The following is a 12532-nucleotide window of genomic DNA, read 5'->3' on the forward strand; positions in this document are numbered from 1 at the left end:
TTGGGGCTAAATCGCACTCAGTCCCAGATCTCTAGCTCGTCGACCACTTTTTCTATCTGGGCACGCAGCTGTTTTTCCAGTTGAGGAAGCTGTTGGGCTACCAATTCTTCAATCAGGTCGTTGCGCTGGCGCTCTTTCTCTGAGGGCTCCAATTTTTCTACTGGCCCCTCCTTTTCTGCAATCGCCTGGGCCATTACCAATGCCTGGGTACGGGTACCCGCGCTGGCGGTTTCTATGGCCTCGGGTTTGTTTTGGGGCTGCCTTTCATGGGATGGAATACGCCCCCCGGTAAGCCGCGAGCGAATATGGGCTGGCAAGAAGGGGTTGTCGGGTGCCGGTACGGGAGCCTCCGCGGCTGTATCCGTTGCAGTTGTACGATCAATGTCAGTCCCCTCACTATTCGATTGAGCGTTATTGCCAGGCTGGTCATCATCATCGTCATGGGCTGACGCTTCCTGGGAAGCCTGCACTTGGGGCTCTGCCGTTGTTTTGCCAGGCAGGTTTTGTAAGGGGCGCAGTAGGGCTAGATCTGATTCGGCCAACTGCACTTTATGTTCTTCGCCCAGTGTCTCCTCAATTGGGGAAAACAATATGGGCAGGTCCTCCTGATGTAGCAGTTCCTCTTCTAAGGCGTCATCCATTGGGGACGGGGCTTCTGGCTCGGTGGATAACAATGGCGGCTCTGTAGGAGGCGCAGCGGTTAGGGTTTTTGGCTCATCCTTCCCCGTTACTTGGCCCGCTACCTGGTTGAGCAGTGGGATTTCATCGAGATCGTCACTGTTGAGTAGGTCGTGCAGTGAGTTCAGCTCATCGAGCAGCTCGCTGGAAGGTTTGCGTGGTTGTCCGCGCTGCTTGTGCTTGTTCTTTCGACCGGACATGGCGGTAGTTAGTGATTACATGCTCTGGTTGATCTTATGGGATTGTAACGGATATCCGCGATCGCGGAAGTGACCAAATCGCGATCGTGAGCGTTGCAGGGCATTGGCTTCTTGAACGACGATCTCGGCAAGACGTTCGAAGCGGCTGAACCAGTTGGGGACTTTGCTGCACAGGTTGATCAGTAGGCCGTGGTGTGCCTGCGGATCTTCACCGCAGTTGATTTCGATGGCTGCCTGCTCGCCATTCGCTTGGTTGGCATGGGGCAGGAAACTGTCTTCACGGAAGGTCCACAACAGCTGGTTGAGTTGCTCGGCACGTTCCTGATTATCCACGGCAAGCAGAACCCGAAGGCCGTTGCGATAGGCCTTTTCCGCCAGGCGACAGGCGAAGATATCCGCTTGCTGGGGCTGATCGGAGGAGAGGATGTAAAAGTCGATACGGGTCATGCTGGCTTATATTTGTACAGAGACGACAACGGCCCGCGAGGGGCCGTTACGGCTGCCGCTCGGGGGCGGCTATTGTGCGCTTTTGCCAGTTATTTTCCCAGCAGGTATTCCACTAGAAGCGGTACCGGACGTCCGGTGGCCCCTTTGGCGGCACCGGATTTCCACGCGCTACCGGCGATGTCCATATGTGCCCAAGTGTACTCTTCGGCAAAGCGGGACAAGAAACAGGCGGCGGTTACAGAGCCGGCATCGCGGCCGCCAATGTTTTGCATATCGGCAAAGTTGGAGTCCAGGGCGGGCTGGTACTCATCCCAAAGCGGCATTTGCCAGGCGCGGTCGCCACTGGTTTCGCCGGCCTTGAGCAGGTCTTGGGCGAGTTCTTCGTTATTGGCATAGAGGCCAGTGGCGTGGTGGCCGAGAGCGATTACACAGGCACCGGTGAGAGTGGCGATATCGATGACCGCTCGGGGCTTGTACTTGCTGGCATAGGTGAGTGCGTCGCAAAGTACCAGGCGGCCTTCGGCGTCGGTGTTCAGAATCTCGATAGTCTTTCCGGACATGGAGGTGACGATATCACCGGGCTTGCTGGCGCGGCCGCTGGGCATATTTTCTGCGGCGGCGACCAGGCCCACCACATTGATAGATGGTTGCAGCTCCACCAGGGCGTTCATCACACCGAAAACACTGGCCGCACCGCCCATATCGTATTTCATTTCATCCATAGCCTGGCCGGGCTTGATACTGATACCACCGCTATCGAAGGTAATACCTTTGCCCACCAGCACAATGGGTTTCTCGCTGGTTTTGCCACCCTTGTAGTTCATGGCGATCAGGGCTGGGGGCTGGTCACTGCCTTTTGCTACGCTGAGAAGTGCGCCCATACCAAGCGCTTTCATTTTTTTCTCGTCGAGCACAGTTGTGGAGAGCTTTGTGTGTTTTTTGGCCAGTGTACGGGCCTGAGCTGCCAGATAGTTGGGTGTACAGATATTGCCAGGCAGATCACCCAGTTCCCGTGCTACATTGCTTCCCAGTGCTTGGCCGGCACCAATCTCCATCCCTTTTTGGATGGTTTTTAGCTGCTTGCGATCAATGGCATGCAGGGTGAATTTGGTGAGAGGGTAGGGTTTGGCATCAGTGAGGCACTGGGTGAAGCGGTAGGTGGCCAGACCTGTGGCCAGCGCAATCTGCTGGGCCTGCCAGGTTTTATCAGCCCCTTTTACTTCGAGCTCGCACAGGTAGCTGGTAGCGTCTTTGAACTTTTTCACCACTGCGGCACTGGCGCTGGCCAGCTTGCGGAACTCTGCCTGGCTGATGTCTCCCTTGCCGGTGCGAACGACCAGCACTCGCTCACTGGGTCCGTCCAGCAGGTCGATTAACTGGGTGCTGCCGGGTTTTACGCCCAGGTCGCCGCGCTTGAGAATTTTGCCAATAGTTCCTTTTGCGAGTTGATCGAGGTTTTTACCGCTGGGGCTTAAGCCATTTTTAGCATCAGCTGAAATAACGGAACAGGCTGCGCGCTGTTTGGAGATATCCGAGACCTTTGCGGAGAACTGCATTTTTCGCTTTCCTTAAAATCTGACAATAGATTGCATAGCTCTGAACCGAGACATAGCAAGAATTTTTAGTGATAATGCGTCGCACAAGTTTAACCTGCTCGTCTATGGATTGCTGTACCTAGTGGGCAACTTGTTCGACTGAAGTCCAATTCATCACACCGCTGTCACCAAGGAATTCGTTCGCCCTGTGATTATTTTCCGCTATCTCTGCCGCGAGCTGCTGTTTGCCACGCTGGCGGTCAGCGCAGTTTTGCTATTAATGGTGATGAGTGGCCGATTTGTGAAATACCTTGCGGAAGCCGCCGCAGGGGACCTTTCGGCTAATATCCTTTTCTCCTTAATGGCCTACCGCTTACCGGGATTCCTGGAATTGATATTGCCACTGGGATTATTCGTCGGGATTCTTTTGGCCTATGGGCGCCTCTATATAGAGAGCGAAATGACAGTGCTGCACGCCTGTGGTTTCAGTGAATGGCGTTTGCTGTTTTACACCCTGGCACCGGCTTTGGCAGTGGCTTTGTTTGTGGCTTCAATGAGTTTGTACCTGACCCCCGCTGGTGCCGAGCGTTCCAACCTGATGCTCAACGCGGAAAAATCCCGCAATGAGTTTGATCACCTGATACCGAAGAAATTTATATCCACCAGTGGTGGCCAGGCAGTGTATTACGCAGAGGCCCTGAGTGAGGATAAGTCCACCATGCTGGGAGTGTTCCTCGCCGAGTTGAGGGCCACAGAAGCTGAGACTGAGGCGAATCGCCAGGTGGTTACTCGCGCCAAAGAAGGGGTCCAGCAAATCGATCCCGAGACAGGGCTGCGCTACCTGGTACTGCGCGATGGCTACCGTTATGAGGGCGTGCCGGGTGAGCGGGAATACCGGCAGATGGAGTTCTCCAGCTATGAAGTGTTGATGGAGGCGCCACGATTGCGCAGCCGTTGGCGCGACCAAATTGAGTCGGCCCCCACTACGCAGCTGATTGGCAGTGACAATCCCAGGGAGACAGCCTACCTCTACTGGCGCTTGAGTTTGCCAGTATTGGTGCTGGTGGTTGCGGTGCTGGCAGTACCGCTATCGCGTACTAATCCCCGCCAGGGACGCTTTATTAAGATGTTCCCCGCGATACTCTTATACCTCATTTACCTGGTGGTTCTGCAGGGGGTTCGCGGGGCAGTAGAGGATGGCAAGTTTGCCAACCCCGCGGTGATCTGGTTGGTACACCCGCCCTTCTTACTGATTGGGTTATTGCTTCTGGCGGCGAGGAATTGGCGCCCTAAACCCAAACCATTGCCGGAAGGTGTTAAGGAGTCGGCCGATGTATAAGTTGGATATGTATATTGGCCGCACCATTGCCCTAGCAGTTTTCGTGGTGCTATTGATTATTCTCGGCCTGGATATTATTTCCGCCATTATCGACCAATTGGGAGACCTCAAGCGTGATTACGGCTTTAGCCAGGCAATACAATATGTCCTGTGGAGATTGCCAGGGCGTATTTATGAGCAGTTGGGTTTCTCCGCCCTCGTGGGATGTATGGTGGGGCTGGGAACACTGGCAGGCACCAGTGAACTGACCGTTATGCGTGCGGCTGGTGTCTCTATTGGCCGTATTGCCTGGGCGGTAATGAAACCAATCATTCTGTTGATTTTTATCGGTTTGGCCCTGGCGGAGTTTGTGATTCCCAAGACCAATGTAATCGCCGAGAACAACAAAGCACGCGCCCTGGGTGAACTCGAAGCGAGCGGTCTTGAAAGCGGTTTGTGGTTAAAAGACAGTGGCGAATTTGTGCACTTTAATGCTGCCCTGCCAGATGGTGAACTCTATGGCGTAACCCGTTATCACTTTGCGGATAACCGGGAGCTGCAATGGGTGGAGTTCTCTGAACGGGGGCAGTTTCAGAATGAGCAGTGGCTGCTTAAGAACAGCCGTAGCACTCAGTTCCTGGGGGAAGATACACAGAGTAAGGACCTGCCAACCAGTGTATGGAAAGCGGAGGTCTCGCCGGAGTTGTTTGCCCTGATCGTGCCGCTGCCCTCAGACCTTTCCCCGCGCAACCTCTGGGATTACGGTACTTACCTGGATCGTAAGGGAGAAGATTCCGGGCGCTACTGGCTGGAGTTTTGGAAGAAAATATTGCAACCACTGACCATTGCCAGTTTGGTTATGGTGGCAATTTCTTTCATCTTTGGCCCATTGCGTGAAGTAACCACCGGATTGAGAGTTTTTACCGGGATTATGGTGGGGATCATCTTCCAAACTGTGCAGGGGATACTCGGCCCCTCTTCACTGGTTTTTGGTTTTCCACCACTGCTGGCTGTACTGCTACCGGTTCTTCTTTGTTTTGGCGCGGGCTGGCTATTGCTCAAGCGGGCCCGATAGGGCCCCTTGAGCTTAATTTGTTGGCAGTTACCCTTTTTTCTTCTTTTTGGGTAAAAGGCGCACTTGAGACTCTGAAATCAAGTCGTGCCAAGTAGCCTTGTCGGAGCGGGCCCAGGCGGAAAAGTAGCCGAGGCCCAGGCAGGCGATAGAGAGAGGGGCGACAATGGCTCGCAGGATACATTGGCGCCAAGTAAGCTGTACGCCATCTGGATTCGCCACGATCAAGCGCCACGCGCGCATTCCCACAGTTTGTCCGGCTACCCGCCAGGACCAGAAGAAGTAGCCGGCGATCACCGCTAGAGCGCCCAGTTGATAAATTGGTCCGCCGACACACGGGCTGTAATCCATAGCTGCTGGCTGACAGCTTAACCCACCAAATACCGAGGCTACTGGCAGGGCGATAAAGCCGTACACCATCATCAGTCCCATCAGGATTAGCAGGTCGTACATCAGGGCCGCCAAGCGCCGGCCGACGCTGGCGATTGGAAGTTCGGGAAATGAAGAAGGGGTACTTGGGCTGCTCACGGCTATCTCCGCCAAAATCGATTGGCGGAGATTCTAACAAAACTAGGGGAGGGCAAGGGCAAGTCGTCTGCCAGGTCTAAAATTCGTACTCGAAAGAAATCTTGAATTTGTCGTCAGAAAGGTTGATGCCATAATCTACCGAGTTGCCTATCTTGCCCCGATTGGTGGTGTAACGCAGAAGACTTTTTTGCACCGTGCTCTTGTTGCGCTGCTTGTAGGTATCTAAACCAATCTTAACAATTTTGAATAGTGCCTTACCGCCAGTGGTTGGTCGAAACTCACTGGGGTAGGTATGCATTTGTAGCCACTGGTAGTTGAGGCGGCGTTGCGTACTATTCATGGAATTACTGCGAAGATAATCTGCGGCTTGGAATAGTGCAGCGTTGTCCATGGCGAAGGCACTGTCGGAGAAAAACAGGTTCACGGATTGTATATTTAGGGCTTGTTGTGAATCGGGGATAAAAAGTTCGTCCGCAGAGCAGATACAACAGGTGGGAAAAAGCAGTAATCCAACTGTTTTGGGTAAGGATTTGCCCGGTCTGATTCTGAAACTGCAGAGTGCCATTCTATCTACCCCAGGTGTTGCATCTCATTTCGGAAGGCCGCAAGCGGTCGTTGAATTTATTATGGGATACCCACCTCGAAGCGTTTTCCCATAGAAAATAGGCGGCTTCTGCTACTTCACTTACTGGACAGTCGCAAATTGTCGGAAACATCCCCGAAAGCCGCATGGATTGGACCCTTTTCCATTTTTGTCCAAGCAGTCCTAGCTGTGATCAGGAGAGCGCCAATGTTTTTTTATTATTTTTTTGATATTGGTGCGCCATGGTTGATGAAAAAACGGTCTTGCTTTGAGCGCCGTATTTGAGAGGAGCTTGTGGGTTTTCAGTAGACTTGAGCGCGAAAGTGTCGCTGAAAGCGACTACGCTGATAACCGGGCATTCAAAAACTGGCGCCAGTAACTGCTTTAGGGGTTAAGGGCAAACTTGTCCTGCCAGGATTAATGAGGCAGGTTTTCCTGTGGTTGGGTTGAGGGGTTCTTGCAGGGTGGTGAGCATCAATCCATGTTCGATGAATAATTGGGTCCAGCTTGATAGCGTACGGAAATACCAGGGCGCTGCCTCCTGAAAATCACCGTCTATACCTTGCCAGGAACCCGGTCGCCATCCATCCAGGTACTTTTCATCGCCACAGGAGAGTAGGGGATGTAAAGTTTGGAGGAGTAGATAACCTTGTGGGTTGAGCAGGGAGCAAGCCCTGTGAAAAATGGCATTGGTGGCTTCCTCCCCAATCAGAGAGAAGTTGCATACAATCAAATCAAATTTACGCTCAAATGCCTGCGGATCTAGCTCTTCATAACAAACGGTACGGAATTGTTGCCGTTCTTGCCCTCGGCGCTTGGCTTCATTAATTAACTCGTCCACGCCATCAATCCCCCAGACATCCATGCCCTCTGCTGCCAGGCGGCGGGATAGCCATCCTTCACCACAGCCAATATCCAGCACGCTGGAGGGATTATGCGCAAGGACAGCCTCAAAAATTGCCTGGTCGGTGATCAGCCTGCGGCTGGGTATTGCTCCCCGGTCCACCACCTTCACCCACTCGCCGGCATTATTGTGCCAGCTGCGTAGGACTTTATTGTCACTAAATTCGCAATCCCTCATCTTTGCGTCCCTTCATCTCTGTAATTTTGACGAGGTTGAGTGTACCGTCGAGGAAAATCCAGCTGCAAAGGTGCTGAGGTCCCATGTCCACTCAAATGGTGTTTGATTATGTGATCGTAGGTGCCGGCTCTGCCGGCTGTGTATTGGCCAACCGGCTGAGTGCTGATGAGCAGCATCGTGTTTGCCTGCTCGAGGCAGGCCCCCCGGATCGCAGTCCGTTGATATCCATGCCCCTGGGTATCGGGATGCTGATGTCAGGCACAGACTATAACCTCCACCATTACACGGAACCACAGCAAAGCCTGAACAAGCGTCGATTGTTCTGGCCGAGAGGCCGCACCCTCGGTGGCAGTAGCGCGATTAATGCGATGGTTTATATCCGTGGTCAAAGTGAAGACTATGATGCCTGGGAAGCCGCAGGTAATGCAGGCTGGGGATGGCGTAGTTTATTGCCTTACTTTCTTCTGTCGGAGGGCAATGAGCGTGGCAGTGATGCGCACCATAGTGGCTATGGACCGCTCACGGTAAGTGATCTGAAGTGGAAAACTGAGTCTGGGCAAGCCTTCCTGCGCGCAGCTCAGTCTGCTGGACACCGGGCAAACAGTGATTTTAATGGCAGCCAGCAGAATGGAGTGGGCTTTTACCAGGTAACACAGCGCAGAGGTCGGCGGTGCTCTGCTGCTGCAGCCTATTTACATCCGATAAAAAAGCGTCCCAATTTACGAGTACTCACGCGTAGTCCAGTCGCTCGGCTGATATTGAGAGGTGACAGGGCTGTGGGGGTGGAATTACTCAATGGTAAAAAAATATTGGCCAATAAGGAGGTATTACTCTGCGCAGGCGCAATACAGACCCCGCATTTGCTATTGCTCTCAGGCATTGGCCCACAAGAGGAGCTGCGTAAGTTTGATATTCTGCCGCAGAACCACCTGCCAGGGGTGGGTAAAAACCTCCAGGACCACCTCGATATCTCTCAAGTGGTGGAGACCTCAGACCCAATCACTTTTTCGAATGACTTGTGGGCGAGAGTGAAGCACGCCATGCGTGCGCCTGAATGGTTCTTCCTGAATCGGGGCCCATTGACCAGTAATGTTGCCGAAGCGGGGGGATTCGCGAGTTCAACCTTGGCCAACGGCCGCCCGGACATACAATTCCACTTCACGGCAGTGCCATCCTTTGAACACGGTTTCAATAAACAGTCGGGGTATGGTTACACCTTGCATGCATGTGCATTGCGCCCCAAAAGCCGGGGTGAAATAACTCTCAATACAGAGGATCCCAAGGCCCTGCCGAGTATCCAACCCAATTATCTTAGCGAGCCCGAAGATATGCAGGTGATGCTGGAGTCATTCGAAATGGCTCGGGACATCATCCACCAGGAAGATTTACAACGCTACCAGAAGCGCCTCTGGCTGCCGGAGCATAAGCTCAGCAGCAAGGCTTCCATCAAACACTATATTCGTCAGCATGCCGAGACAATTTATCACCCGGTGGGCACTTGTAAGATGGGCAATGATGATCTCGCAGTAGTCGACGCGGAGTTAAAAGTACATGGAGTAGATGGACTGAGGGTTGTGGACGCCTCCATAATGCCGGCCCTGATCAGCGGTAATACCAATGCACCGGTGATCGCAATTGCGGAGAAGGCAGCGGATCTTATTTTACAGCGCACCCCTCCCTCAATGATGAAGAATACACAAGTTCAGGAAGTTGAATGATTTGGCAATGTCCCCTCTGCGCAACGCCATTGACGCTGGGTAAAGATACCTGGCACTGCAGTAACCGGCACAGTTTTGATCGCGCGCGGGAGGGTTACGTTAATTTGTTACCCGTCTATCGCAAGCGGCGCAAGGACCCGGGAGATTCCACAGAAATGCTGCATGCCCGTCGCCGCTTTCTCAAGGCGGGCTATTATCGCCCACTAGTGGACACGATTACCGCGCTGCTGCCCTACCAGTCTGGGCGCCGGCTTTTGGATATCGGTTGTGGCGAAGGTTACTATTTACGCCAGTTGGAGTCTGCCGGATGGCACGGCCATGCGTTGGCCGGGGTAGATATTTCCAAGTCAGGCGTCCGTATGGCGGCTAAAGCCGACAGTGGTGCTCAGTTTGTTGTATCCAGCAATACCAACCTGCCAGTGGCTTCAAATAGCGTGGATCACCTCTTACGTATTTTTGCGCCTGCACCGGATACTGAGATGCTTAGGGTAATAAAGGAGGGGGGGCATTTGCTGGATGTTTCTCCCGGTCCGGATCACTTGTGGAGTTTGAAGGGACACCTCTACCGGGAGCCTCGTAAACACCCAGCCCCAAAGTTGATTGAGGGGCTGTATCCCGAGGTCGATTTACGCTGCTGTTTTCCTTTTGAATTGCGTGGGCACGAGGCGATTGCGGATTTTCTCGCGATGACGCCTTTTGCCTGGAAGGGCAATCGAGAGGCTCGCGCGGAGCTTGAAGGGCAGGAAAGCCTAGTTCTCGAGGCGGATTTTATTGTTCGTCGTTTCATCAAGAGAAAATAATCTAGTAGAAATGACAGCGAAATACTTTGTGTATGCGTTGGTACTCCCTGTAGTAGAGGTCTAAGAAAGAGTTATGGCGACACCTAAAGACTATGCGTTTATGCGCAGAGCCCTGGAATTAGCCGAGCTTGCCGCAGAGCGGGGAGAAGTACCGGTTGGGGCCGTATTGGTGCGGGAAGGTAAAATCATTGGCGAGGGCAGTAATCGCCCTATTGGCAACTGTGACCCCAGTGCTCATGCGGAAATTGTCGCATTACGTCACGCGGCGGAGGCAGAGCAAAACTACCGCCTGCCAAATACCACGCTTTACGTCACTATCGAGCCCTGCACTATGTGTTTTGGAACCTTGATGCATGCGCGTGTTGGTCGTTTGGTTTTTGGTGCCAAAGAGCCACGTGCCGGTGTGGTTGAAAGCCAGCTGAAGCTTGGTGAGGCTGGTTTCTTCAATCATAAAATTTCTGTGGAGTCTGGTGTGATGGCTGAAGAGGCCGGGAGGCTGGTGCGCGAGTTTTTCCATGATCGACGCTGAATTGGCTTTTGCATTTGCGGTGAACAGCATCATTGTTGCTATTGTGGTGCTGATTCATCATGAAGTCCTCAATGCTTTGGTGCACCTGGGGCGCTGGCTACCGGTGCGGCACAACTTTGCCATAGTGCTGGGGGTGTTTGGTGCCCTTTTGGCTCACGTAGCGGAAATCTGGCTCTTTGCCTATGGCTATTACTTTATGGTGAATTCGCCTTACTTCGGCACACTAGAAGGTAATTTCAACGGCAGCCTACTTGATTGTGCGTATTTCTCATTTACCACTTATACCTCCCTTGGCTTTGGCGATATTGAGCCTTTGGGGCATCTACGCTTCACTGCTGGCTTAGAGGCTTTAACGGGGTTGGTCATGATTACCTGGACGGCCTCTTTCATGTTTTTAAAAATGCAGCGCTATTGGGATATCTAGGGAGCCACTGAAAAATTCCATAAGATCTAAGCGGGCCTTGTGGAGTGTTCACACTGTGCGTTGTGTTCTCTTGAAAGGTCTTAGATATTTGTGCAAAGCCACTTTTTGATAGAGAACCGCTCTGAAACCCAGAGGCATCACGGAATTATTCAAAGGCGCCCTGGTTATCTCTTGAATTAGAGTTTCATTCGGGCAGTGCGCCCTGGGCGTTTCTTTGGTTTCTCTGCTGGGTAAAAATCGCCTTTAAAACGATATAGGTAGCTATGTCTTTCAATACTGCGCCACAGCTTGCCAAAAGGGTGTAGCCAATAAAGCCAACGGGCCACCTTGGCCTTGTGGACGTTAGATTTTTCGATACTGGAAATGTGTTCGGTTTCCCATAGTAGATGGGGCTCGATACCATAAAGCTTCAGATCAAACTGCCAAAAGTGATCAAAGACCTTATCGATAGGCTCGAAAATCCTCCTGGCATACCTCAGAACCTTTTCCATTCCACAGCGATTGATCAAATAACCCTGGGCCCCGCACCAACCCCGCTCTGGGCGAACTAGCTTGTGCACACCATCATTGAGGGATCGGATGATTTTGCGCTTGCGTACTTTCAGGCCCATCAAACGGATCATTTCCACTTCTGGGGGCAATCGCTCCAGCTCCGCCAATACTCTGGCAAAGTCACCTTCCACTTGAACGTCATCCTCGAGGATACATACCCTTTGTAGACCGGCCTGATAAGCCTGACGAATAGCGCGAAAGTGAGCCAGATAACAACCGATCTCAGAACTTTTCAGCTCACATAAGTGACGCCAACGTGTGATGGCGTTACAGAGAACCTCATCGTCCTCAAGCTTGGGTATACCATTGCGCCCTTCAACGCCAGCGACTTGGCTAGCACGAAGGCGCTGAGATTTCAGGGTTCCCAGTAACCGATTTACAGTTTCCCCCTCTGGATACATTGTGATTACCCAACAGGGCGTGTGGGCAATAAACAAAGGGGTTTTTTGCTGCCGCCGGTTGAGTGTAGGCCGAGTGCGCAAAGGAATTTGTGGGGCAAAGCGGTGGCGAGAGCGCAGGGGCAAACGTTCGGCTTTTGCAGCCGCTAATGACCAACTGGGTACAGAGTGATTCCTGCGGCGTTTTTCTAGTGCCACAATATCTTATTTCTCTGTAAGTAGATAAAACTACCGATAGGAAACTGCAGTCTGGCTAGTGAGATATAGGATTCAAACATATTTCTATCCCATCAGCAGGAGGGCTAAACAGGGTCAATAGGGGAGCGGACGCATAATTTCATCTATTTTTACCTAACCCCCAGCGTCTTGAACGCTATCCTCCTAGATCATCGCCATCCAAAATTTTGCCTTGGCTAATCTTAAGGTCCGACTATCCAGTCGGTATAGGCTTTTAGGAAATGGTCAGTACTTCTGGGCGATAGAGCTTTTAGTTGCCACTGAATAACTGTGGGAATTGGGGAGTAAAAAGATTGCGGGGTTGAGCCGACTTTTGGGCTGTAAACGTTTGTGTTCGCATTTCTTATACCTAGGCAGGTATTCTGTACTGCAAGAGCGCTAGCTTGAATGAAATAAGAGAATTTACTCTGGAAGCATCAGGTTATTTCCTGA

At 52.4% G+C, this 12532-nt stretch carries 13 protein-coding genes; 6 read left to right on the top strand and 7 right to left on the bottom strand.

Annotated elements, in window-relative coordinates; all coding sequences use genetic code 11:
• Positions 1-17 precede the first annotated feature (17 nt).
• From ACJJJA_RS06385 to ACJJJA_RS06395, 3 genes are all read right to left on the bottom strand, one after another.
• Positions 18-878 carry a hypothetical protein gene (locus ACJJJA_RS06385; RefSeq protein ID WP_444904063.1) on the bottom strand — a complete coding sequence of 287 codons (861 nt, stop codon included), beginning with the start codon at positions 876-878 and terminating at the stop codon, positions 18-20.
• 15 nt (positions 879-893) lie between these two features.
• Positions 894-1325: a DNA polymerase III subunit chi gene (locus ACJJJA_RS06390; protein ID WP_252084876.1), complete on the bottom strand. Its 432-nt coding sequence runs from the start codon at positions 1323-1325 to the stop codon at positions 894-896.
• A gap of 89 nt (positions 1326-1414) precedes the next feature.
• The gene (locus tag ACJJJA_RS06395) at positions 1415-2881 is read right to left on the bottom strand and encodes a leucyl aminopeptidase (protein WP_444888249.1); all 1467 of its coding nucleotides are present in this window, start codon (positions 2879-2881) and stop codon (positions 1415-1417) included.
• Between the two features lie 187 nt (positions 2882-3068).
• On the opposite strand from ACJJJA_RS06395, the gene lptF reads away from it, so the two are divergent.
• Together lptF and lptG are read left to right on the top strand one after the other, a co-directional pair.
• Entirely contained in the window at positions 3069-4199 is a 1131-nt protein-coding gene (lptF, locus tag ACJJJA_RS06400) for an LPS export ABC transporter permease LptF (RefSeq protein WP_444885814.1), read from the top strand.
• Positions 4192-5253, top strand: a complete 1062-nt coding sequence (gene lptG / locus ACJJJA_RS06405) for an LPS export ABC transporter permease LptG (protein ID WP_444888251.1) — start codon at positions 4192-4194, stop codon at positions 5251-5253. The genes lptF and lptG overlap by 8 nt, the downstream gene beginning before the upstream one ends.
• A gap of 27 nt (positions 5254-5280) precedes the next feature.
• Here the strand turns inward: lptG and ACJJJA_RS06410 are convergent, their stop codons facing one another.
• From ACJJJA_RS06410 to ACJJJA_RS06420, 3 genes are all read right to left on the bottom strand, one after another.
• Positions 5281-5778 (bottom strand): RDD family protein, encoded by a 498-nt coding sequence (locus ACJJJA_RS06410; RefSeq protein ID WP_444904064.1) that lies wholly within the window; start codon positions 5776-5778, stop codon positions 5281-5283.
• A gap of 76 nt (positions 5779-5854) precedes the next feature.
• Positions 5855-6343, bottom strand: coding sequence for a hypothetical protein (locus ACJJJA_RS06415; protein WP_444885811.1), 489 nt, complete (start codon positions 6341-6343; stop codon positions 5855-5857).
• Between the two features lie 409 nt (positions 6344-6752).
• The gene (locus ACJJJA_RS06420; RefSeq protein WP_444891056.1) at positions 6753-7442 is read right to left on the bottom strand and encodes a class I SAM-dependent methyltransferase; all 690 of its coding nucleotides are present in this window, start codon (positions 7440-7442) and stop codon (positions 6753-6755) included.
• A gap of 83 nt (positions 7443-7525) precedes the next feature.
• On the opposite strand from ACJJJA_RS06420, the gene ACJJJA_RS06425 reads away from it, so the two are divergent.
• From ACJJJA_RS06425 to ACJJJA_RS06440, 4 genes are all read left to right on the top strand, one after another.
• A complete protein-coding gene (locus ACJJJA_RS06425) occupies positions 7526-9160 on the top strand; it encodes a GMC family oxidoreductase (RefSeq protein ID WP_252084883.1) in 1635 nt (544 codons plus the stop codon).
• Complete coding sequence (locus tag ACJJJA_RS06430) at positions 9157-9960, top strand: putative RNA methyltransferase (RefSeq protein ID WP_444885808.1); 804 nt, start codon at positions 9157-9159, stop codon at positions 9958-9960. Before ACJJJA_RS06425 ends, ACJJJA_RS06430 begins: the two co-directional genes overlap by 4 nt.
• A 73-nt stretch (positions 9961-10033) precedes the next feature.
• Entirely contained in the window at positions 10034-10489 is a 456-nt protein-coding gene (gene tadA / locus ACJJJA_RS06435) for a tRNA adenosine(34) deaminase TadA (protein ID WP_252084885.1), read from the top strand.
• Positions 10476-10913: a potassium channel family protein gene (locus ACJJJA_RS06440; protein WP_252084886.1), complete on the top strand. Its 438-nt coding sequence runs from the start codon at positions 10476-10478 to the stop codon at positions 10911-10913. Before tadA ends, ACJJJA_RS06440 begins: the two co-directional genes overlap by 14 nt.
• Positions 10914-11089: 176 nt before the next feature.
• Here ACJJJA_RS06440 and ACJJJA_RS06445 read toward each other — a convergent pair whose 3' ends face one another.
• On the bottom strand, positions 11090-12061 hold the full coding sequence (locus ACJJJA_RS06445; RefSeq protein ID WP_444904065.1) for a glycosyltransferase family 25 protein: 972 nt from the start codon (positions 12059-12061) through the stop codon (positions 11090-11092).
• Between the last annotated feature and the right edge of the window lie 471 nt (positions 12062-12532).

Source organism: Microbulbifer mixtoriginis (SeqCode) (assembly GCF_052466865.1).

What these genes read in the sequence shown, in the direction of transcription:
- ACJJJA_RS06395 (WP_444888249.1), bottom strand. Translation starts at nt 2,881, where the DNA reads ATGCAGTTCTCCGCAAAGGTCTCGGATATCTCCAAACAGCGCGCAGCC.
- ACJJJA_RS06415 (WP_444885811.1), bottom strand. Translation starts at nt 6,343, where the DNA reads ATGGCACTCTGCAGTTTCAGAATCAGACCGGGCAAATCCTTACCCAAA.
- ACJJJA_RS06390 (WP_252084876.1), bottom strand. Translation starts at nt 1,325, where the DNA reads ATGACCCGTATCGACTTTTACATCCTCTCCTCCGATCAGCCCCAGCAA.
- ACJJJA_RS06440 (WP_252084886.1), top strand. Translation starts at nt 10,476, where the DNA reads ATGATCGACGCTGAATTGGCTTTTGCATTTGCGGTGAACAGCATCATT.
- tadA (WP_252084885.1), top strand. Translation starts at nt 10,034, where the DNA reads ATGGCGACACCTAAAGACTATGCGTTTATGCGCAGAGCCCTGGAATTA.
- lptG (WP_444888251.1), top strand. Translation starts at nt 4,192, where the DNA reads ATGTATAAGTTGGATATGTATATTGGCCGCACCATTGCCCTAGCAGTT.
- ACJJJA_RS06420 (WP_444891056.1), bottom strand. Translation starts at nt 7,442, where the DNA reads ATGAGGGATTGCGAATTTAGTGACAATAAAGTCCTACGCAGCTGGCAC.
- ACJJJA_RS06385 (WP_444904063.1), bottom strand. Translation starts at nt 878, where the DNA reads ATGTCCGGTCGAAAGAACAAGCACAAGCAGCGCGGACAACCACGCAAA.
- ACJJJA_RS06430 (WP_444885808.1), top strand. Translation starts at nt 9,157, where the DNA reads ATGATTTGGCAATGTCCCCTCTGCGCAACGCCATTGACGCTGGGTAAA.
- ACJJJA_RS06425 (WP_252084883.1), top strand. Translation starts at nt 7,526, where the DNA reads ATGTCCACTCAAATGGTGTTTGATTATGTGATCGTAGGTGCCGGCTCT.